We start from the raw sequence: 21,467 nt of genomic DNA, 5'->3' as shown, positions 1-21,467 counted from the left end.
AGAGCTCCCCCCATCACGACTTAATATTTACTATAAGGCTATGTTTAGAATCTAAACCGTGTATTGGTCGGAGTCAGGTGAACTGCCTTTTGACTCGCTTCTGTAATAGCCTGAATGGTAATTTTTTCAGTGGTCGGAAACGCTTTGAACCAGTAAACGTCAAGAGATTGTAGCTGCGAAATACCGCTACAGTGGAAGACATATTGAGCTGAAAATTCACCATGTGCACGATCTGCATGGCTATCATGCTCATGGCCTGCGTGGCTGTCATGGTCATGCTCTTCATGCTCATGGCCTACGTGGCTGTCATGGTCATGCTCTTCATGCTCATGGCCTGCGTGGCTGTCATGGTCCTGTTCTTCATGATCATGCCCGGTATGAGTATTTTGCTCTGTTAGTGTTTCTGTAACATACGCTTCACTTAGCTGGCATTTTGCTGATGGTGAGAAAGCAAATAGTTGGTTGGTATTATTAAGTTGTTGAACTGCGTGTTCTAGAGCTTGCTGTTGTTGTTTGTTGGACGGTGCGTGTTCAAAGCCGACGATATCAGCCCCAGGCGCGGTGATCTCCATAAGCAGTTCTTTGCCATCCTGGGCTATGTTGAACTCAACCACCCCGTGTACATGGGCATCGTGTTGTCGAAAAGTATCTTCGGCAGATACTGAATAGGCCGTTGTCAGTGTCCCTAATAGCAGGGCACACGCAGAAAGACGATGAGGAAAAAGCATGGTAACTCCAATCTAAATAGTTTTAATAGGTCAATGTGTTCGATTTAGACGGTTATCGGAGGGGCTCTGGCTAGGGGCGAAGAGGGGTAGCAATGGCCTGCTAGGACGATTGCAACAGGGCCGTGTTGTTCAGGAGCTTGAGCAGGTAAGGAGTCCAGCTTTGGTGTGGCTGCCGCATCATGTACCAGGTGGCAGATGCAGCATTCCTGAATATGGTGATGGCTGCTGTCTATTTCAAATTCATGCAATACCGATAAAGGCCCAATCACAAAAATTAAGCCAATACAAAGTATTGTATAAAGGTGTATCCACCGGGAGTTGAAACGTAGCACTATAGGAAAAAGAAGCCATTACCAATCAGTATTGTAATAATATAACATTACTTTTCGCTGCTGGTCATGGCTTTGTTGTTCACTTAGCCCATTAACTAGGAATGAATTACAAATTACTATTAACTAAACTAAGTGCTTGTTTGACTTCTGTTGAATTGAGCTTACCTTCTTTGACGAACAAGACTCGGCTTTCCTTGTCCAAGACAATAATGGCTGAACTCTCTTCTTGGAGCTCCCAGGTTGCACGTATCTTGCCTTCAGCATCAAGAACCATGGAAGACCAGGAAAACTCCCGCTTGCTGTCTTCTGCCGATGACTTCACAAAACTGCCCGTTCCCCAAATAGCATCGTCTTGGTTGATGATTGTGGTTGTCTGGTATTTATCTGCCGGGAATTCAGCGGCAGTGATTGCCTGCATCAGCTCAGCATTCATTTCTTTTGCCGAGCTACGGCCAGCGATTGCCTGAATTACCCTCACTTTACCTGGCAGCTGTGAGCTGCTCCAATTTTGATAGGCGATATCTTCACCATTGAGTGTGATCTCACCTTTGTCAGCGACCGTCGCGGTTGGAATTGTTTCACCAACCTGGATGGTATGGGCTGTTGCAAGGCCTGGTAATAATGCAGCAAGTAAAGCAATCATTGGCTTCTTATTCATTGTATTTATTCCATTTATTGTTAGACGCTTCATTATCTTAGAACAGTCAGAAATAACTGGTAAAACCAGTTGGAAATAGTCGATCTCAATCACTAAATAATGGGCATTTCATTGGGGCAAGAAGGGAAGCTTCACAAAATGTGAGACCGGTTTTTTATGCATCTGTGATGATTCTGTTCTACAGTGATTACTTGATTTGATGAAAGTTTCAGGGATGTTCTGTTTAGTTTGGCAAGCAACTTGCTTTAAACACAGATGAAAAATTGAAACATATTCGATATGGCAAGGTCTATTGCTATATCAATTCTGCGAGGGATATATGCTTAGAGTTTTCAAACATTATCGTCCAAATCAGGTTGCGCGTTACGTCAAGAGCTATTTTCGTGGCCGCTTATTCATCATGGGGATCGGTGGTTTTGAGTTTGACTGCGGCCGTTTGTTGCCTCCGAAAAGCCAAAGCTTAAAAGCGCTGAGTGTACTTTCTGAGGTAAATAAAGAGATCCAGCTACTGGCGGCAGAGGCTGTATAGCCAGAGTTGAACTCTGGCTATAGCGTTATTGGGGAGTAAGGCAAACACCAGTTCCGCCTAGCCCGCAATATCCATCAAGGTTTTTGGCCAGATACTGCTGGTGGTACTCTTCGGCAAAATAATAGTTGCCGGCAGGTCCAATCTCGGTGGTAATTGCGTGTGATACTTGCTGCTTTTTCAAGGCATCTTGATAGCGAGCTTTACTTTGCTGTGCCTGTTCAAGCTGTGCCAGAGAGGTCGTATAGATGACGGATCGGTATTGAGTGCCAATGTCATTACCTTGCTGCATGCCTTGGGTTGGGTCATGATTTTCCCAAAACAGGGCAAGTAGCTGTTGTAACGATATTTGGGTTGGGTCAAAAAGAATACGTACTACTTCGGTATGGCCGGTTTTACCTGTGCAGACTTCTTCATAGGTCGGGTTAGGCGTGAATCCGCCACTATAGCCGACGGAGGTGCTATATACGCCTGGTTGTTGCCAGAATAGTCTTTCAGCGCCCCAGAAACAGCCCATACCAACGATAACCTCTTCTAGCCCTTGCGGCTTATTATCATCAATGGGTGTACCATTCACTGCATGTGGCAGAGAGGGAAGGATTGGCGTTGCCCGGCCAATGAGCGCAGCTTCTGGCGCGATCATATTTTGTTTATTTACTGACATTGTCATTTCCTTTTACGCAGTCTTAACAAAGAAAGTAGAGGAATCCTGCCAGACAATCAATATAGATTGATTTATGAAGATTAAATGTTGGCAGTTAGGCCTGCCCTTTGTCAAAATTATTGATGCGCATCGATAAACAATAATAAAGCTCATTAGTGAAGCCAAATAAGAATGAAGAAAAAAGTTAAGCGGTTTAGCCTTACCGCAATTGCTGTTGTTGTATCTGCACCTGTTCTGGCAGATACCTCATTGGCCATTAAGGGGTTAAAAGGAAGCCTGAAAAACAATGTTGAGGCCTATGTCTCTGCAATTCCTGAAGATGATTACAGTATTTCTCTACGCTTTCGCGAACAGCTGGAAGGCGAGATCAAAGATGCCTTGAAGGCGCTGGGTCGCTATCAACCCACTTTCTCTTATCAGGTTGAGGAAGAGGGTAAAGACACCGAGCTGACCGTTACCGTTAATGCCGGGCCAAAGACCAAAATAGCGAGAAGTGATATCCGAATTACCGGGATGGCCGAGAGTGATCCCGACTTTCTTGCCTTGGTTAGAAAAAGCGGACTTGGATTTGGTAAAACACTGAATCACGGAAAATATGAGTCGTTTAAGTCTTCTTTGAGCAGCCTGGCGTTGCGAAAAGGCTATTTTGATGCCGAGCTAAAGAAAAGCGTTTTAGAGGTGGCTCCGACACGTAATGAAGCGTTTATCACGATCGAGTTTGCTGCTGGAAAGCGCTATAACTTTGGCGAAACGCTATTTACGGGCAGCCAGATAGATGAAGACAGATTGCAGTCGTTGATCCCTTATGAAGAAGGGGAGCCCTACCTTGCATCTACTTTGGGAGAGTTCAATCAGCGACTATCGAATGTCGGTTGGTTTTCATCGATCTTTGTTGGCGGTGATGTGGCTAACTTAAAAGGCGATAGCGTGCCTGTTAATGTAGCGCTAGAGCCACAGGTTAGAAATCAGCTTGAAACCGGTATTGGTTATTCAACCGACGTCGGTACGCGGCTGAAATTCAACTGGCGGAAGCCTTGGATCAATAGTGCCGGCCATAGCCTTGATGTAAAAACCGAGCTCTCGAAGGTGCAGCCTAAAGTCGAGGCAGTCTATAAAATTCCCCTTGATGATGTATTGAATGACTACTACCAGATTGTTGGTGGTATTCGCTATGTCGATAACCACGACACCATCAGTATTGAAAATAGCTTAGGTGTCGAGCGCCACTGGCGGCTGGAATCCGGCTGGAAGCGGGTGGCTTCGTTGCGCTGGCTCTACGAAAACTACAAACAGGGCACGGATGAAAGTGGTGTCTTAGCCATGGTGATCCCGGGGATTAGATATGACAAAACCCGGTCACGGGGAGGGGCGATGCCAACCTGGGGTGACAAGCAGCTAATTTCTATTGAGTTATCAGATCCGGCTCTGGGCTCGGATAGCAAGCTTGCCCACTTTCGGGGGCGGAGTGCTTGGATCCGTAGTGCCGGGAAAGACCATCGCGGTCTATTCCGTGTCGATGGTGGTGCCGTTATTGCTGATCGTATCGAAGATGTGCCGCCTTCAATGCGCTTTTTTGTCGGTGGGGATAATAGCTTGCGAGGATACAGCTATGAATCGATAGCACCGAGAGACAGTGGTAATAAGCTACGCGGTGGTCAGTATATGCTGACCACCTCGCTGGAATACCAGTACCGGGTTTACGGTGACTGGTGGGGCGCGGCTTTCTATGACTACGGTTCAGCCTGGATTGATCATCCGGACTGGCATCGTGGTGTCGGTGTCGGGGTGCGCTGGGCATCGCCTGTCGGGCCAATTCGTCTTGATTTTGCATGGGGACTGGATAAGAACCGAGACAAGTTCCAGATCCACTTTGTACTGGGGCCTGAAATATGATTTGGTTGAAGCGCATTACGCTGGGGCTGCTGGCCCTGCTATTTATATTGGTGATTGCTGTCGCGGCGCTATTGTATACCCCGGCTGGTGTTAAGGTTGCGGTATGGGGGGCACAAAAGGCCTTGCCGGCGTTATCGGTGGAAAACAGTTCTGGTAGCTTGCTAAAGGGCTTTTCTCTTGAGCAGGTGAGTTACAACGATCCTCACCTTGATTTGGCTGCAGAAAACCTATCGTTGGTTATCGATGATAGTTGCCTGCTGGTCCCGGCTGTGTGCGTGACTGAGTTAGGCCTGTCTGGCGTGCGCTTTGCAATGCCTGAATTACCGCCTTCGCCACCTGAACAGGAAGATATAGATACTCAACCTGCGAAAGAAATTGCTATGCCGTTACCGATCCGGGTTGATCGTGTTGTGCTTGATAACATCGACCTCGATATTTTGGGTAACAAGATCGCCTGGCAGCACTTTTCAACGGCGGCTGAAATAGCGGGCAGTCATCTGATACTTAAGCCGACTGACTGGCAGGATATCGAGCTAACACTAGCCCCTGCTGCTGAAAGTGACAGCGCGCCAGCGAACACAGAGGCAGAGTCTAGTTCTGAGCCGATTGTGCTACCTGAGGTTGTGTTGCCTTTGTCCTTTGACATTCAGCGCTTTACGGTGAAAAACTTTACGCTGAACGGTGATACACCCCAACAAGTCAATGTGCTGGATATTGCGGCAACGGCACAGGGCAGTGATATTACGCTGAGTAAAGTCGTTCTGGATGTCCCGCAAGCAAAATTGGGTGCCACTGCGGATGTTTCATTATCCGGCGATTACCCGCTACGGTTGGATGCTGACCTTGATATCGCCATAGCCCCGATCCAAGACCACAAGCTTAAGTTGCAAGCAACCGGCACACTGGCACAGCTATCGCTGGATGCCAGCCTCAAGGGCACGTTAGATGCGCTGCTTACCGGCCAGCTATCTCCTTTGGATCCGAAACTGCCTTTTGATCTCGATTTATCCAGCCAGCATATACAGTGGCCGATTGATAAAGATGCCGAGTTTGAAGTCACCGATACATCAGTGAAAGCGGAAGGCAACCTGAGTGGCTTTACGTTCAAGGCTAAGACCAAGGTTGATGGTGCCCCGATGCCTGCTGTGGCAGCGAATCTTACGGGACAAGGCGATCTTACCCAGGTGACACTGGACAAGCTGGTGGTTGATACCCTTGGCGGAACCATTTCCGGGAATGCCAAGGCCAGCTGGAAAGAATTGGTTAACTGGCAGGGGGAGTTGGATTTCAGCCATATTCAACCCGGTCTTGAATGGCCGGAAGCAAAGGGCGATCTCAGCGGTAAGTTGCGAACTTCTGGAGGCCTGACTCAGCAAGGCGGTTGGTTTGTAAAGCTGCCTGAGCTATCAGTAGATGGTGTGGTGTTGGAACAGCCATTCACCCTTGACGGCCAGCTAGACGCCAAGGATAAGGCAGGTAAGGGGAATATTCAGTTAGTGACGGAGCGCCTGAGGCTAAAGCACGGACCGAACGGGCTGACGGCCAAAGGTACACTAAGCAAGGAATGGGCGATGTCTGCACAGGTCGATGCGCCGGATTTAGCTCAGTCACTACCGGGTTTACAAGGCCAAATTAAAGGTGCCGTTAAACTAACAGGTAAGATGGCTGAGCCAGATATCGATCTTCAACTGGAGGGTGAAGCGCTAGGTTGGCAGGAGCAGGCAAGCCTTCAGCGTTTTTCGCTGCAAGGAAGGGTGACGCCAATGCCAGCGCTGAAAGCCGATGTTCGCCTGGCGGCGGCTGATGGCACGTTTGAGACGTTTAAGCTTGACGAGCTGGCGCTGGTGTTCAAGGGGACTGAGGCCCAACACAGCTTAGCACTCAATGTCGATGCAGAGCCGGTAAGCGCAGATATCAGTCTATCGGGTAAGCTAGACCGAAAAGTAGGTTGGCAGGGCGTGTTGCAGCAGGGGCAATTTGAGACGGAAATAGGCCCATGGCAACTCAATCGCCCAACGAAGCTGGGTTATAACTTCAAGACCCAGCTAGCCAGTGTTGCTGCCCACTGCTGGCAACAGGGTAAGGCTTCGCTATGCCTGACTGAAGCGCTGGAAGCGGGGGCCTCGGGGCACGCTAAGATCGCTATCAATAACTTTGGTTTTGATCTGGTTGCTCCGTATATACCAGAGGCTATTACCCTGCAAGGTGCAGTCGGTGCCAATATGGAAGCAACTTGGGCTCCTAAGGCTTCTCCCTATGTGAAGGCGCAAATCCGGCTGCCTGCCGGCTCGGTAACCCAGCAGGATGATCCGGAGAGCCCCCCCCTCACGGTTGGGTGGGATAAAGTGAATGTTAACGCTGAGATGAAGCAAGATGCCTTAAATGCTGACTGGTTGATTGCGGTAAAAGACAATGGAGATATCTCCGGCCGTGCGCTGGTGACTCAGCTGACAGGAGAGCAGCAGTTAGAGGCTAACCTTAAAATAGATCGTTTTAAGCTGGGTTTCCTGGAGCCGTTAGTTAAAGGGTATGAACAGTTTGATGGTCAGGTTGATGCTAATCTGGCGCTGGCCGGGCCGGTTATGCACCCTGCTGTGAATGGTTTGCTGAAGGTGACCAAAGTGAAAGCGGTTGGACGTAAAGTGCCCCTTGATGTAGAGAAGGCTGAGATTGCCGCCACCTTTAATGGCTACAACGCGACACTGCATGGAGATATCCTTACTCCTGATGGCAAGTTGCTGTTGAAAGGCAATGGCGACTGGCAAGATTTGGCGAATTGGAAAACAGAGCTTCAGATCAATGGCCGCGAGCTGGAAGTCAGTATGCCACCAATACTTGCTTTGAAGGTTTCGCCGGACTTGACCATTAAAGCGTCGCCAAAATATGCCGAAGTTACTGGAAATGTAGCCATTCCGTGGGGGCGGATCACCGTCGATCAGTTGCCGGAGTCTGCTGTGTCAGTCTCTGATGATGAAGTACTGTTAACTGATGATTTACAGCCTGTAGAGGCTGAACCAGTGATACCGTTTGAAGTGAAAACCAATATTTTGGTCAATATCGGCAATAACGTTAAGCTGTCGGCATTTGGACTGGAAGCCAAGCTGGTTGGTGAGCTGAGTGTACGGCAGAAGGATAAGGGACCATTGGTGTATGGTGAAATTAACCTTCGCGATGGTACCTATCGCTCGTTTGCTCAAGATTTGGTGATCCGCAAAGGGCAGATATTATTTAACGGTCCAGCTGATCAGCCTTATCTGGCCATTGAAGCCATCCGGGATCCTAATAATATTGAAGATAGCGTTATTGCCGGGATCCGAGTCAGTGGTCCGGCAGATGAACCAACCGTGGAAATCTTCTCTGATCCGGCGATGCCACAGCAAAATGCGTTGTCTTACTTGCTGCGCGGCAAAGATCTTGATACCGAGTCGAGCGGTAGCGGTGATGCAATGACGACGGCATTGATCAGCATGGGACTGGCCAAGAGTGGCCAGTTAGTCGGTAATGTGGGGGAAGCCTTTGGGGTTCAGGATTTGACACTGGATACTGCCGGCTCCGGTGATGATTCCCAGGTGACGATAAGTGGTTATATTGCGCCTGGCCTGCAGGTGAAGTACGGCGTCGGGATTTTCAATTCTATACCAGAGTTTACGGTGCGCTACCGATTGATGACGGATCTGTATGTTGAAGCGGTATCCGGCCTCGATAGTGCTGTCGATTTACTGTATCAATTTGAGTTTAACTAAGGGTATGTGCTGGTGATTAGGCTGTTTGTTTACGGCACGCTAAGGGCGGGTCAGTCAAATCACTATTTGTTAAGGCAGGCAACCAAACTTGGTGCCTGTCAGCTCACATCGGGCTACTTGCTCTATGATTTAGGCCATTATCCGGGGGCAAGACAGAGCCCCTCGAGCCATATCCCACTGATTGGTGAAGTCTATGAGGTTGATAGCACGACATTTGCGGCATTAGACCTGTTGGAAGAATATCCGGAGGTGTATACCCGCGAATTGGTTGATACTGAATATGGGGCTGCCTGGATCTATCTTTATTGCCTCTCTATTGCTGGTTTTCCTTTGATCAGCAATGGTGACTGGTGCCAATGGAGAGGCCTTTAGGTATGGTAAGCGGCTGATTTTATGGGCTTGGCATTGCTTTTAGTAAGGCCTCATAGTTTTCGCCATTGTAGATATGTAGGTACCCTTGTTGCTTGATAGCTTCTTCTGCTATCCCCGAACGTCGACCTGAACGGCAGTAAAGAAAGATAGGCTGGGTTTTATCTTTTGCAATTGAAGGCAACCTGTCGATTTCGTTAAAGGGGATATTTATCGACTTTGGCAGGTGGCCGGCCATGAACTCTTCATTGGTGCGGACATCAATGATCAGCGGATTTCCTTGCTGATGTCGCTGCCAGAATTGTTCAGGCGTAACCACTTCAGCCTGAACAGGGGAAGCGAATAGAAGAGTAAACAGTAATAGTTGAAGTATTTTGCTTCGCATTTTGCGTCGCTGTCCTCTGTAATAAAAAATCGAATATTTTAAACGCTCCTGGTCAGGTGGCGACAAAGGAGCGTTTAGTTTATGGATGATAGCTAACAGCTACTTTTCTTGTGCTCGCTTAAAAGACGCCATAATTTCTTCTTTTGCTGCAGCGGCATCTTCCCAGCCATCAACTTTTACCCATTTGCCGGCTTCTAGTTCTTTATAGCGCTCAAAGAAGTGGGTGATTTGCGCTTTTAGCAGCTGTGGCAAATCGTTGACATCCTGGATATGGTCATATTCTTTGGTGAGTTTGCTATGCGGGACAGCTACCACTTTCGCATCTTCACCGGACTCATCCGTCATCTTAAGCACGCCAACCGGACGGCAGCGGATCACTGAACCAGGTACGAGAGGGTGTGGGGTTGGAACCAACACATCAACCGGGTCGCCATCAAGTGACAAAGTATGATTTACATAGCCATAGTTACAAGGATAGAACATCGGCGTAGACATAAAACGGTCGACAAAGACTGCGCCGGTGTCTTTGTCGACTTCATATTTTATGGGATCGGCATTGGCCGGGATCTCAATAACAACATAGATATCTTCAGGGATGTCCTTTCCTGCTGGTACCTGATTAAGGCTCATGATGTCTTCCTTTTAGTGAGTTAACCAATTGTTGACGATGTAAGAATTATAATACCAACTTGGTTAATAAGTTGTCTATTTAGTGACCGTTTTAATCAGGGGGGTGACTGGTGGGCAAAGGCAGCTGAAAATAAAACAGGCTGCCGTGGCAGCCTGTTTTAATGGTTATTAGTTTTGTTCAGGAAACTCTTCGAGGAAAGCTTCTACATTGCGTACCATGGTGGTAGAACCGACAAAAAATGGTACCCGCTGGTGGAGTTCTGTTGGTTTGAGATCCATGATCCGATTCTTGCCATCAGATGCCAGACCGCCAGCCTGCTCAATCAAAAATGCCATCGGGTTGCATTCATAAAGTAGGCGTAGCTTACCACTTGGATGGGTGGCTGTGCTTGGATACATGTAAATGCCGCCTTTGAGCAGGTTGCGGTGGAAGTCAGCAACCAAGGAGCCAATATACCGAGAGGTATAAGGACGGTTATCTTCAGGCACGTCTTCCTGACAGTGCTTGATGTACTTCTTCACCCCCATTGGGAAACGGATATAGTTACCTTCGTTGATCGAATAAATTCGGCCATCTTCCGGGATCCGCATGTTTTCGTGTGATAGGCAGAAAACACCTAGTGATGGGTCATAGGTGAAGCCATGGACACCGTTCCCTGTGGTGTAAACCAGCATGGTTGAAGAACCATAGATGATATAACCCGCAGCAACCTGGCGGTGGCCTGGCTGAAGGAAATCTTCCTCGGTTGGAGGGGTGCCAACAGGGGAAACTCGCTGGTAAATGGAGAAGATAGTACCGACGGAAACGTTTACGTCAATGTTCGAAGAACCATCTAGTGGATCCATTAACACAACGTACTTCGCGTTTAGGTTTAGCTCTTTGTTGAAGGCAACGGCTTCGTCTTCTTCTTCACTGGCTACGCCGCACACCTGATCTCGGGCTTCAAGCGCCGCTTTGAATTTATCATTGGCATAGACGTCGAGCTTTTGCTGATCTTCACCTTGAATATTCTCGCCGCCAACCGATCCTGTGATATCAACCAGGCCAGCCTTGTTGATTTCACGGTTCACGATTTTAGCCGCAAGCTTTATCGATCCCAACAGTGAGGAAAGCTCACCACTGGCATGGGGGAAGTCGGTCTGTTTCTCGACAATGAACTCACCAAGGGTTCTAATATCGGACATATACAATCCTTGCATCATGTTGTCATTGGGGCAGTTAAGTCAGGTACAATGTCTCTTACGGACAATTTGAGTACCTCTATATGAGGCGTATCGCCTGTTATCGTGTGCTTTAATTGCGTATAAAGAATTGTATATAAAGATCTTTTTTATGGTATCGAAGTAACGCATAAGCGTGAAATTAACAGAATTTATCCAGTGAGCCGACAGTTATGCATATCCATATTTTAGGAATTTGCGGCACATTTATGGGCGGTGCCGCGATTCTGGCCCGCCAGTTGGGCCATACAGTGACCGGCTGTGATGCCAATGTTTATCCGCCAATGAGTACCTTGCTTGAATCTCAAGGTATTGAAATTATTCAGGGTTATGACCCATCACAACTTAAGCCCGCTCCTGACCTGGTGGTCGTAGGCAACGCCATGAGCCGCGGAAATCCTTGTGTGGAATATGTCCTGAATAACAACCTACGTTACACCTCTGGTCCGCAGTGGTTACAGGAAATCCTGTTGCATGATCGCTGGGTGCTGGCGGTGGCCGGCACCCATGGCAAGACCACGACAGCCAGTATGTTGGCATGGATCCTGGAAGATTGCGGCTACCAGCCCGGTTTCCTGGTCGGTGGTGTGCTCGGAAACTTCGGTGTTTCCGCACGGTTAGGGGAAAGTATGTTCTTTGTCGTCGAGGCGGACGAATACGATAGTGCTTTTTTCGATAAACGTTCTAAGTTTGTTCATTATCGACCACGAACGCTGGTTATGAACAACCTAGAGTTCGATCACGCAGATATTTTTGATGACTTGAAAGCAATACAACGCCAGTTTCATCATTTAGTGAGAACTGTGCCAGGTAATGGCCGGATCTTGGCACCTATAGGTGTCGAAAATATCCAGCAGACCTTGGAAATGGGCTGCTGGAGTGAGCTGGAGTATACCGGCGAGGGTGGACACTGGCAGGCTCGTAAGTTGGTTGCGGATGGCAGCCAGTTTGAGGTGTACCTTGAAGGTGAACTGGCTGGCGTCGTGAACTGGGATCTGGTCGGCGATCACAATGTCAGCAATGCCATGATGGCGATTGCGGCTGCCCGCCATGTCGGCGTCACTGCGGATTTAGCCTGTGAATCGTTGGCGACATTTATCAATACCAAACGTCGTCTGGAACTTAAAGGCGAGCATCATGGTATCAAGGTATATGATGATTTTGCCCATCACCCGACAGCCGTTGAGCTGACGTTGGGTGGCTTGCGGGCCAAGGTTGGTCGCGAACGTATTCTGGCAGTATTAGAGCCGTGCTCCAATACCATGAAGCTGGGTGTACACAAGCAGGATCTGGCTCCGGCACTGCAAGCGGCGGATGAGGTGTTTATTTTCCAGCCTGATACGATTCCCTGGTCAGTGGATGAAATTGCCGTGGCATGCTCGCAGCCCGCTACAACGGATACCGATTTGGAGGCGCTGGTGGCGAAAATTGTCGCTTCAGCCCGTCCTGGCGATAATATTCTGGTGATGAGCAACGGTGGCTTTGGCGGTATTCATGACAAATTACTAGCTGCGCTGACAGAGCTGCAATCATGAAGAACAAGATGCACGATAAGCGCATAACCCTTGCTTGGACTGGTGCTTCCGGGGCCCCTTATGGACTGCGCTTGCTGGAATGCCTACTGGCTGCAGACTATCAAGTGTATTTATTGATCTCATCGGCGGCTCGCGTGGTTTTGGCCACTGAACATGGCCTGAAGTTGCCATCGGGCCCGGAAGCCGCGAAAAAAGCATTAGTTGAGCACCTACATTGCGATGCCAGCAAGCTGGAAGTCTGTGGTAAAGAGGATTGGTTCTCGCCCGTCGCTTCTGGCTCTGCGGCACCGAAGCAAATGGTGGTTTGTCCTTGTTCGGCAGGCACGCTGGCCTCTGTCGCACACGGAATGTCTGATAACCTGCTAGAGCGGGCGGCGGATGTGGTGCTGAAAGAGCGGGGCCAGCTATTGCTAGTAGTACGCGAAACGCCGTTTTCAACGTTGCACCTGGAAAATATGCTGAAGCTGTCAAAGATGGGCGTGACTATTATGCCTGCCGCTCCCGGCTTCTATCATCAGCCTGAGAGCATCGAAGATCTGGTTGATTTTATGGTGGCGCGGATCCTGGATCACCTTGGCGTCGAGCAGGGGCTTGTCCCGCGCTGGGGTTACGACCAACGTAAATAATAAATCGCTTCATGTTATAAAAAAGCCCGCAATGCGGGCTTTTTTATTTAGAGAGTGCTGTTGCTAATCACTCGTCTTGCAGGTGCCCTTGAGGCTTGATCACCAGTACATTAATTGGCGAGTTCTCTACCACTTTGGAAGCGACAGAGCCTAGCATTACCTTATCGAGCCTAGAGCGTTTATGGCTAGGCAAAATGATCAGGTCGACACCAATGCGTTCAGCATGCTCAAGAATGGTTGTCCAAGTCTTTCCTTCTGAAATATGTTGGTGGTGAACCACTTCATCCGGAATGTGTTGATTGGCAAACTCTTTCAGTTGGTGCTGGGTGTCCTGCATCATTTTCCGGGCTGCGTCTTTTGGAAAGTAGCTCGACACCATCGACATATGAATGCCTGGCAGTACATTCAGTAAGTGAATGGCGGCATTAGACTGTTTGGCAAGCCAGACAGCCTGCTCGACTGCTTTGTCTGCAAAACCATGTTCATTGAGATCTACGGGCACTAAAATCTGCTTATACATATTATTCTCATTAATTTTATAAGGGAGAGTGAACTCTCCCTATAGTTTAGACCTGTATTGTTTAAGCCTATACGAGTTTATGACCGTGACAGCTGCTTTGCTCGTCGGCGTTGGTTCCAGCCCAAAACTCCCAGCAAAATCAAGGTCGGTACAAATACCCATTCTTTCATTGGCCTTACTGCAGGTAGGCTGACTTTGGTGATCTCCCAGTCAAAGTCAATGCCAGCCGCTTCTGCCGGACTACCAAATTCAATCAAGTCGACCAGCATTTTTTCGCCTTCCTGGCGCAGCATCAGACCTGTTGATGCAATACGGTCATCGGCACTGACAGCATCTTCATCAAATGGCAACAATACATGTTTGCTGATCTGCTTACCTTCGAGGTTTTCACCGCTGACCTGAAGCTCAAGCGGCTGCCCGATAGCCAGCTTGTCGGCAGCATCAACGATCAGGACACCTGGCATTTCATGCTTCGCCGGGTAGACCATATCCCACCAGAAACCCGGGCGGAACAACGTGAAGGTAATAAGTAGCAGGGCAATAACTTCCCACCATTTGGTTTTGGTAAACCACCATCCCTGAGTAGCTGCCGAGAAGGTAAGCATAGCAATGATGGCTGAACTGACCGTCAAGAACAGGTGCCACCAGGAATCGATATTCATCATCAGCAGCTGGGTATTAAAGATGAACATAAACGGCAAAATAGCGGTACGGATATCGTAGGTAAACCCTTGGATGCCGGTTCGGATAGGATCGCTTTTGGCAATCGCCGCTGCAGCAAAGGCAGCAAGGCCTACTGGCGGGGTATCGTCGGCCAGAATACCAAAGTAGAACACAAACAGGTGAACGGCGATCAATGGAATGATCAGGCCACTCTGCGCACCTAGGGTCACAATAACCGGAGCCATCAGAGTCGAGACGACAATATAGTTGGCGGTGGTTGGTAGGCCCATGCCAAGAACCAAGCTGATCACTGCGGTAAACAGCAGCATTAGCATAATGTTACCGCCGGAGATAAACTCGACAAAGTCGGTCATGACCAGTCCGATCCCGGTAAGGGTAACCACCCCGACCACAATACCGGCTGCAGCAGTAGCAACACCGATCCCAATCATATTTCGGGCACCGGATACCAGGCTTTCCAGTAGATCGACCACTCCTTCAGCAGAGGCTTCACTGACTGTTTTTTCTTTATTGAACATTGCAAGCAGCGGACGCTGCGTGAGCAAGATAAAGATCATAAAGACGGTGGCCCAGAAGGCGGATAATCCCGGAGAGAAGCGCTCAACGGTTAGACACCAAACCAATACGACAATGGGTAGCAAGAAGTAGAGGCCAGACTTGATGGTAGGACCCGGATCCGGCACTTCGGTGAGCTCTGCATCCGGATCTTCTAGTAAGTGGTCTTGATAGTTGGCTGAAACCTTTATAAGAGCAACGTAGGAGATCAAGATTATCACAGCAATCATCGGCGTAGCAGCAGCCCCAAAGACATCCTTGGTCCAGCCAATGCCGTAATATACAACCGCACTAAGTACCACTAAGCCTAAGATAGTTCCGCTAAATGACAATAGGCTTTGTGCCAACGTCGGTTTGTAGTGGCGTTTCAACCCTGTCATGCCTGCTTTGCAGGCCTCAAGGTGAACAATATATAGCAGGGCAATATAAGAGATCAGCGCAGGGAGAAGTGCCGCTTTAATTACTTCAACATAGGAAATACCGACATACTCCACCATCAAGAAAGCTGCAGCACCCATGATTGGTGGTGTCAGCTGGCCGTTAGTCGAGGCCGCCACTTCGACGGCACCGGCCTTGGTGCCGGGAAAGCCGACTTTTTTCATCAGCGGAATGGTGAAGGTACCTGTTGTTACCACGTTGGCAATCGAAGAGCCGGAAACTAAGCCGGACAACCCTGAAGCCACAACCGCGGCTTTGGCCGGGCCGCCACGCATGTGGCCAAGTAAAGAAAAGGCAACCTTAATGAAGTAGGCACCGGCTCCCGCTCGCTCCAGCATTGCGCCGAATAGCACAAACAGGAAGACGAAAGAGGTCGAGACCCCAAGGGCGATACCAAAGACCCCTTCGGTTGTCAGCCACATGTGCGACATTGCCTTGTTCAGGCTTGCGCCTTTGTGGGCGATAACATCGGGCATGTGAGGGCCACCAAAGGTGTACAGCAAAAATACGGCTGCCACAACCATCAGTGGTGGACCGAGCGCTCGGCGGGTCGCTTCCAGTAGTAGCACCATACCGGTAACGGCAATCACAATATCAAATTGGGTCGGTGCACCTGATCGGCCGGCAAGATCGGTATAAAATAGATAGATATAGGCGGCTGAAAAACTGCCTGCCAGCGCGAGAAGCCAGTCAACAACTGGGATATGGTCTCTTGGTGAGTGCTTCAATGCCGGATAGGCCGTGAAAGCCAGGAAAATAGCAAACGCCAGATGGATCGAGCGGGCTTCGGTATCGTTTAAAACGCCAAAGTTAAAAATAAACGGTAATGGTGAGGCATACCACAGCTGGAACAGTGACCAACAGAGCGGAACGAACCATAAGATGCGTCCGGCCATTCCAACCGGATTTCTTGCCCCTGTGTCTGCCTGAGCCACCATATCCTGCACATCTGTCGACGCTTCGGTTGTCTTAGTCATGCATAATCCTTCTTCGATGGACTAGGTAAAAAATGAGAATGTTATTATTTTTATAGGTAGGTGAAATAGCATGCGCCGCTTGTGCGGCGCATGAGTGGCAACCAGTGCCTTATAAAGGTAGTCAATAAAGGTTACTTCAGGTAACCCACTTCCTTGTAGTAGCGTACCGCACCTGGGTGCAGAGGAATTGACAGGCCGTCTTTCACCATGTCTTCTGGGTTCAGGTTTGCAAAAGCAGGGTGTAGGCGTTTGAAGGTGTTGAAGTTTTCAAACACTGCCTTCACTAGAGCATAAACAACGTCATCAGAGACATCGGTGGAAGAGACCAGAGTCGCCGCAACACCAAAGCTGTTTACATCGTCATTGGTGCCTTTGTACATACCACCCGGTACTGTGCTCTTGGCATAGTAAGGGTTATCAGCAACGATTTTATCGATAGCAGCACCAGTTGCTGGAACTAGCTTGGCATCACACGATGTGGTTGCTTCTTTGATTGAACCGCTTGGATGGCCAACGACATAGACGAATGCATCAATTTTGTTATCGCATAGTGCCTGGGAGCGTTCAGAGCCTTTTAGCTCGGAGGCCAGTTTGAAGTCGGCATTGGTCCAGCCCATTGCATCCATTACGACACCCATGGTCGCGCGGTCGCCAGAGCCTGGGTTACCAATGTTGACACGCTTGCCCTTCAGATCGGCAACGCCGTTGATACCAGAGTCGGCACGGGCAATGATTGTGAACGGTTCAGTGTGAAGTGAGAACACGGCACGCAGTTTCTTATAGGCACCTTGCTCTTTGAACTTGCTGGTACCGTTATAGCCGTGGTACTGCCAGTCTGACTGAACAACACCAAAGTCCAGCTCACCGGCACGCATGGTATTGACGTTATAGATAGAACCACCAGTGGACTCTACCGAGCAGCGAACATTATGCTGCTTGCGATCTTTGTTAACGAGCTTACAGATTGCGCCACCCGTTGGGTAGTAAACCCCGGTGACTGAGCCGGTACCAATCGTGATGAAGTTCTGGGCACTGGCCATGCCGCTAGTCATAACTACAGCGGCTAAAGCACTGATTTTAACAAGTTGTCTTAATGCCATGTTTGTCCCTTCCTAATTGTTGTTATCTCCAGTATGGAAATGTTTTCCATCGGTGGAAAAGGCATATTTGCTTAAGCAAATCAAAGCGATGATAACAAAAGAGACTATGGAATTTGAAATTATGTTAATGGTTGTTTGCGATTTTATCGCGGTAAAAATGGTGAGGAAATAAATAAAGAGGAATAATTATTTATATCAATCATACACTTGTATTGAAAATGTACAATTTACGAAAGTTTGTCTTAATGTGAGCTCTCTCTCATTTACAGAGAGAGAGGATCGGGATATTTTTAGCTGCTGTAGTCGAAAAGTTCGCAGACAGAATCGTATAATTCTTCGGTAGAGATGGTGTTAGTTGGGGTAATGAAAATCGTATCGTCACCGGCGACTACGCCCAAAATCCCTTCAGCTTTACCTAGCGAATCTAATAGACGGGCAATAACTTGAGCAGCGCCAGGACCAGTATGAATAACTACCAGCGCACTGTTAAAATCGATCTCCATAACGAGTTCTTTTAGTGGGCTGCTGGTGGTTGGTACACCAAGCTCTACGGGCAGGCAGTAGACCATTTCCATCTTCGCATTGCGGGTGCGAACCGCACCAAACTTCGTTAGCATGCGAGAGACTTTTGATTGGTTGATATTGTCGAACCCCTGAGCTTTCAAGGCGTCAACAATTTCACCTTGGGAGCTGAATTTTTCTTCTTTTAGAATGGCTTTGAATGCTTTGACTAAGCGCTCTTGTTTATCTGAATTTCGCATAAGTAAATTTCATATACAGGGACGAGGTGTCGTATTCTTGCATAACCCTCAGGCAGGTAGCAAACCGTGTTCACGGAAACTGGTGTATCAGTCACCATTATAGTGGCTTTGGATGAATAATTATTTATTCAAATATGCCCTGTTATTATGTAGGTGGCTGCAACAGTCATTGAGAAATGTTATACGTATGTAGCACATTTTATTCTTGGCTATGCGTGACGTCGCAAAGCTGGTTGGGTTTGATTGTATTTCATTATTTGTTGCTATAACGTCATCAAAGCCAATCAAATGAAATCATTATCATAGCTAACTTATAACTAAACTGTGATTTCATTTGATTGGTATTAGGTCTGAAAAAAATATACTTCTATCGTAAAGGAGAACGAACATGAAAGTTGCTGTAATTGGCGCTGCTGGCGGTATCGGCCAGGCTCTGGCTCTGCTTCTGAAAAACCGCCTGCCTGCAGGCTCTGATTTGGCGCTGTACGACATCGCTCCGGTCACTCCGGGTGTTGCAGCCGATCTTAGCCATATCCCTACGCCAGTTTCGATTAAAGGTTATGGTGGTGAAGATCCGACTCCTGCACTGGAAGGTGCTGATGTTGTTTTGATTTCTGCAGGTGTTGCACGTAAGCCGGGTATGGACCGTGCGGATCTGTTCAATGTCAATGCGGGCATCGTTAAGTCACTGGCAGAAAAAATCGCCGTGGTATGCCCGAAAGCTTGCGTGGGTATCATTACGAACCCAGTAAACACGACAGTGGCAATCGCAGCGGACGTACTGAAAAAAGCTGGTGTTTATGACAAGCGTAGACTGTTCGGTGTGACGACACTGGATGTGATCCGTTCTGAAACCTTTGTGGCAGAGCTAAAAGATATCGATCCAGGCCAGGTACGTGTACCGGTTATTGGTGGCCACTCTGGTGTAACCATTCTTCCTCTGCTTTCACAGGTTGAAGGTGTTGAGTTCACCGAAGAAGAAATCAAAGCATTGACGCCGCGTATTCAGAATGCCGGTACTGAAGTAGTAGAAGCGAAAGCCGGTGGCGGCTCAGCGACGTTGTCTATGGGCCAGGCGGCATGCCGTTTTGGTCTTGCTCTGGTACGTGCGCTTCAGGGTGAAGAAAGTGTTGTTGAATGTGCTTACGTTGAAGGCGAAGGCAAACATGCCCGCTTCTTCGCCCAGCCAGTTCTTCTAGGCAAAGATGGTGTAGAAGAAGTGCTTGATTACGGCAAGCTAAGTGCGTTTGAACAAGATGCGCTGGAAAGCATGCTGGATACCCTGCATGGCGATATCACCAAAGGTGAAGAATTTGCAGCACAGTAAGCTGTACTGCTGATATTGAAAAAGCGGCCATTGGCCGCTTTTTTTATGTCTGGAAGAACCTCTTTCGGTGAAAACAAGGTTAATAGTAGCTGTCACACCCGGTATGTAGCTGGGGCTGCTCTTTTATATCAGAGCAGTTTATATTGATACGTTTGTGATCACTCATATTCTCGATGATGGCGGTATTATGTTCCTGATCAACAACAATCACTTCCGCAACACCTTGCTGGCATTCCACCCACATTCCCGGTTTTAGATCTTTGGCTTGCATAACCGACCTCCATTAGGATCACAAGGATCTTCCTTAACTATAGAACAAGGTGAAGATCCTTCTTTGGTTGCGCGAAGATCAAAAAAGCCTGCGCGAGGCAGGCTTGTTCGGTAAGCCAATAGGACTAGATGTTACTTGGTGCGCTTGACCGCCAGGTGAGCCAGAGCAACCAGCGCCTCTTTATAATCAGAATCAGGAACTACAGATAAACAGGCAATGGCTTTTTCTGCTTCTTCTTCGGCACGCAGCTGGGTATATTCCAGTGAGCCGACTTCGCGCATACAGGCCAGGATCGGTTCAAGCTTGTCAAGGCCGTTGCCTTTTTCAATCGCTTCACGGATCATTGCAGCTTGCTCGTCGTTACCATGGTGCATGGCATGGAGCAGGGGTAGGGTGGGCTTGCCTTCGGCAAGATCATCACCGACATTTTTACCCATTTCCTCACCGTCGGCATTGTAATCCAATACATCGTCGATTAGCTGGAAAGCCGTACCCAGATAGCGGCCGTAGTCTTGTAGGGCCACTTCGACACGCTCTGGCGCCTCAGCAAGAATAGCTGCTACCTGTGTTGCAGCCTCGAACAAGCGGGCTGTTTTTGAGTAGATAACCTGCATATAGTTATCTTCGGTGGTTTCCGGATCATTGCAGTTCATCAGCTGCTGCACTTCACCTTCGGCGATCACATTAACGGCTTCACTCATGATGTCCAGGATCCGCAGGGATCGTAGGCTGGTCATCATCTGGAAAGAGCGGGTGTAGATGTAATCACCGACCAATACACTGGCTGCATTACCAAACATAGCATTGGCCGTTGCCTTGCCACGGCGCATATCCGATTCATCGACAACATCATCGTGAAGCAGTGTTGCGGTATGAGTAAACTCGATAAATGCCGCGGCAGTCGTGTGCTTGTTACCTTCATAGCCAAGGGCGCGGGCAGCCAAGACGGCCAGCATAGGACGCAGGCGTTTCCCGCCACCACTGACAATGTAAAAACCGAGTTGATTGATTAAGGCCACATCTGAATCCAGCTGCGCCAGTATCTTCGCGTCAACCTCCGCCATGTCATTGGCAGAAAGCGCTTGGATAGCTTTGAAATCCATTGTACATCCAGCAAAATTGTTTGCCGCACCAGGCGGAAATGTTAAGTGTACCAATTTACAATAAATAACTGACATCAAGCACTGGCTGTAGGGCATATGCAAAGGTCATCGGCTTTATTATACGTGATGCTTATCCGAAAACTGCTACGATGAGCTGTAGCGTACCTTGCACATTGAACAGCCTGTCAGGCTTTGAATTATTTAGCTACTTTTGTGAATCGGTATCAAAAATAATTATCGAATATTACACTAAAACCCCGCTATCTTCATAACCTCGTTTACGTTTAAATCAGGGACTTTCATTAGTGGCTAGCTTTTCACCAATTTTCTTCGCTTAATGGGTTGCCAGAAGTCCCGTTTTCGCGTAACATTCGCGCCCTATTGATGACAAGATTAAGCGCATACCCATAGCCCAAAAATT

Annotated in this window: 19 protein-coding genes; 7 read left to right on the top strand and 12 right to left on the bottom strand. The window is 48.5% G+C overall.

The window, feature by feature from the left end; all coding sequences use genetic code 11:
• Nucleotides 1-44 precede the first annotated feature (44 nt).
• Both zrgA and AC51G0_RS16765 read right to left on the bottom strand, forming a co-directional pair.
• The gene (zrgA, locus tag AC51G0_RS16770; RefSeq protein ID WP_496299895.1) at nucleotides 45-728 is read right to left on the bottom strand and encodes a zinc uptake protein ZrgA; all 684 of its coding nucleotides are present in this window, start codon (nucleotides 726-728) and stop codon (nucleotides 45-47) included.
• Between the two features lie 438 nt (nucleotides 729-1,166).
• On the bottom strand, nucleotides 1,167-1,718 hold the full coding sequence (locus AC51G0_RS16765) for a YtfJ family protein (protein WP_496299894.1): 552 nt from the start codon (nucleotides 1,716-1,718) through the stop codon (nucleotides 1,167-1,169).
• A 319-nt stretch (nucleotides 1,719-2,037) separates the two neighbouring features.
• On the opposite strand from AC51G0_RS16765, the gene AC51G0_RS16760 reads away from it, so the two are divergent.
• Nucleotides 2,038-2,247, top strand: coding sequence for a DUF1107 domain-containing protein (locus tag AC51G0_RS16760; RefSeq protein ID WP_496299893.1), 210 nt, complete (start codon nucleotides 2,038-2,040; stop codon nucleotides 2,245-2,247).
• A gap of 25 nt (nucleotides 2,248-2,272) precedes the next feature.
• On the opposite strand, the gene msrA is transcribed toward AC51G0_RS16760, so the two are convergent.
• Nucleotides 2,273-2,908 (bottom strand): peptide-methionine (S)-S-oxide reductase MsrA, encoded by a 636-nt coding sequence (gene msrA, locus AC51G0_RS16755; protein WP_496299892.1) that lies wholly within the window; start codon nucleotides 2,906-2,908, stop codon nucleotides 2,273-2,275.
• A gap of 171 nt (nucleotides 2,909-3,079) precedes the next feature.
• Here msrA and tamA point away from each other — a divergent pair, with 171 nt between their 5' ends.
• Genes tamA through AC51G0_RS16740 form a run of 3 tightly spaced genes read left to right on the top strand, consistent with a single transcriptional unit; the run spans nucleotide 3,080 to nucleotide 8,916 of the window.
• Nucleotides 3,080-4,801, top strand: a complete 1,722-nt coding sequence (tamA, locus tag AC51G0_RS16750; RefSeq protein ID WP_496299891.1) for an autotransporter assembly complex protein TamA — start codon at nucleotides 3,080-3,082, stop codon at nucleotides 4,799-4,801.
• The gene (gene tamB, locus AC51G0_RS16745; RefSeq protein ID WP_496299890.1) at nucleotides 4,798-8,544 is read left to right on the top strand and encodes an autotransporter assembly complex protein TamB; all 3,747 of its coding nucleotides are present in this window, start codon (nucleotides 4,798-4,800) and stop codon (nucleotides 8,542-8,544) included. The genes tamA and tamB overlap by 4 nt, the downstream gene beginning before the upstream one ends.
• A 12-nt stretch (nucleotides 8,545-8,556) precedes the next feature.
• Nucleotides 8,557-8,916 carry a gamma-glutamylcyclotransferase family protein gene (locus AC51G0_RS16740; protein ID WP_496299889.1) on the top strand — a complete coding sequence of 120 codons (360 nt, stop codon included), beginning with the start codon at nucleotides 8,557-8,559 and terminating at the stop codon, nucleotides 8,914-8,916.
• Between the two features lie 19 nt (nucleotides 8,917-8,935).
• On the opposite strand, the gene AC51G0_RS16735 is transcribed toward AC51G0_RS16740, so the two are convergent.
• The 3 genes from AC51G0_RS16735 to fbp form a co-directional block, all read right to left on the bottom strand.
• Nucleotides 8,936-9,298 carry a rhodanese-like domain-containing protein gene (locus AC51G0_RS16735; RefSeq protein WP_496299888.1) on the bottom strand — a complete coding sequence of 121 codons (363 nt, stop codon included), beginning with the start codon at nucleotides 9,296-9,298 and terminating at the stop codon, nucleotides 8,936-8,938.
• Nucleotides 9,299-9,397: 99 nt separating this feature from the next.
• Nucleotides 9,398-9,928 carry an inorganic diphosphatase gene (gene ppa, locus AC51G0_RS16730; RefSeq protein WP_496299887.1) on the bottom strand — a complete coding sequence of 177 codons (531 nt, stop codon included), beginning with the start codon at nucleotides 9,926-9,928 and terminating at the stop codon, nucleotides 9,398-9,400.
• Between the two features lie 168 nt (nucleotides 9,929-10,096).
• Complete coding sequence (gene fbp, locus AC51G0_RS16725; protein WP_496299886.1) at nucleotides 10,097-11,113, bottom strand: class 1 fructose-bisphosphatase; 1,017 nt, start codon at nucleotides 11,111-11,113, stop codon at nucleotides 10,097-10,099.
• 209 nt (nucleotides 11,114-11,322) lie between these two features.
• Between fbp and mpl the strand changes: the two genes are divergently transcribed.
• Both mpl and AC51G0_RS16715 read left to right on the top strand, forming a co-directional pair.
• Nucleotides 11,323-12,684, top strand: a complete 1,362-nt coding sequence (gene mpl, locus AC51G0_RS16720) for a UDP-N-acetylmuramate:L-alanyl-gamma-D-glutamyl-meso-diaminopimelate ligase (RefSeq protein WP_496299885.1) — start codon at nucleotides 11,323-11,325, stop codon at nucleotides 12,682-12,684.
• Between the two features lie 8 nt (nucleotides 12,685-12,692).
• Nucleotides 12,693-13,310 carry a flavin prenyltransferase UbiX gene (locus tag AC51G0_RS16715; protein WP_496301994.1) on the top strand — a complete coding sequence of 206 codons (618 nt, stop codon included), beginning with the start codon at nucleotides 12,693-12,695 and terminating at the stop codon, nucleotides 13,308-13,310.
• A 67-nt stretch (nucleotides 13,311-13,377) separates the two neighbouring features.
• On the opposite strand, the gene AC51G0_RS16710 is transcribed toward AC51G0_RS16715, so the two are convergent.
• The 4 genes from AC51G0_RS16710 to argR form a co-directional block, all read right to left on the bottom strand.
• Nucleotides 13,378-13,830 carry a universal stress protein gene (locus AC51G0_RS16710; protein WP_496299884.1) on the bottom strand — a complete coding sequence of 151 codons (453 nt, stop codon included), beginning with the start codon at nucleotides 13,828-13,830 and terminating at the stop codon, nucleotides 13,378-13,380.
• Between the two features lie 77 nt (nucleotides 13,831-13,907).
• A complete protein-coding gene (locus AC51G0_RS16705) occupies nucleotides 13,908-16,484 on the bottom strand; it encodes a TRAP transporter permease (protein WP_496299883.1) in 2,577 nt (858 codons plus the stop codon).
• A 131-nt stretch (nucleotides 16,485-16,615) separates the two neighbouring features.
• A complete protein-coding gene (locus AC51G0_RS16700) occupies nucleotides 16,616-17,584 on the bottom strand; it encodes a TAXI family TRAP transporter solute-binding subunit (protein WP_496299882.1) in 969 nt (322 codons plus the stop codon).
• Between the two features lie 290 nt (nucleotides 17,585-17,874).
• The gene (gene argR / locus AC51G0_RS16695) at nucleotides 17,875-18,345 is read right to left on the bottom strand and encodes a transcriptional regulator ArgR (RefSeq protein WP_496299881.1); all 471 of its coding nucleotides are present in this window, start codon (nucleotides 18,343-18,345) and stop codon (nucleotides 17,875-17,877) included.
• A 388-nt stretch (nucleotides 18,346-18,733) separates the two neighbouring features.
• On the opposite strand from argR, the gene mdh reads away from it, so the two are divergent.
• Nucleotides 18,734-19,672, top strand: coding sequence for a malate dehydrogenase (gene mdh / locus AC51G0_RS16690; protein ID WP_496299880.1), 939 nt, complete (start codon nucleotides 18,734-18,736; stop codon nucleotides 19,670-19,672).
• Nucleotides 19,673-19,751: 79 nt separating this feature from the next.
• Here the strand turns inward: mdh and AC51G0_RS16685 are convergent, their stop codons facing one another.
• Complete coding sequence (locus tag AC51G0_RS16685) at nucleotides 19,752-19,943, bottom strand: hypothetical protein (protein WP_496299879.1); 192 nt, start codon at nucleotides 19,941-19,943, stop codon at nucleotides 19,752-19,754.
• 131 nt (nucleotides 19,944-20,074) lie between these two features.
• Nucleotides 20,075-21,046: an octaprenyl diphosphate synthase gene (gene ispB, locus AC51G0_RS16680; RefSeq protein ID WP_496299878.1), complete on the bottom strand. Its 972-nt coding sequence runs from the start codon at nucleotides 21,044-21,046 to the stop codon at nucleotides 20,075-20,077.
• Between the last annotated feature and the right edge of the window lie 421 nt (nucleotides 21,047-21,467).

Source organism: Photobacterium sp. HL06, from assembly GCF_059552575.1.
The sequence above is the reverse complement of the archived record's forward strand: the minus strand, read 5'-3'. Positions and strand labels throughout refer to the sequence as shown.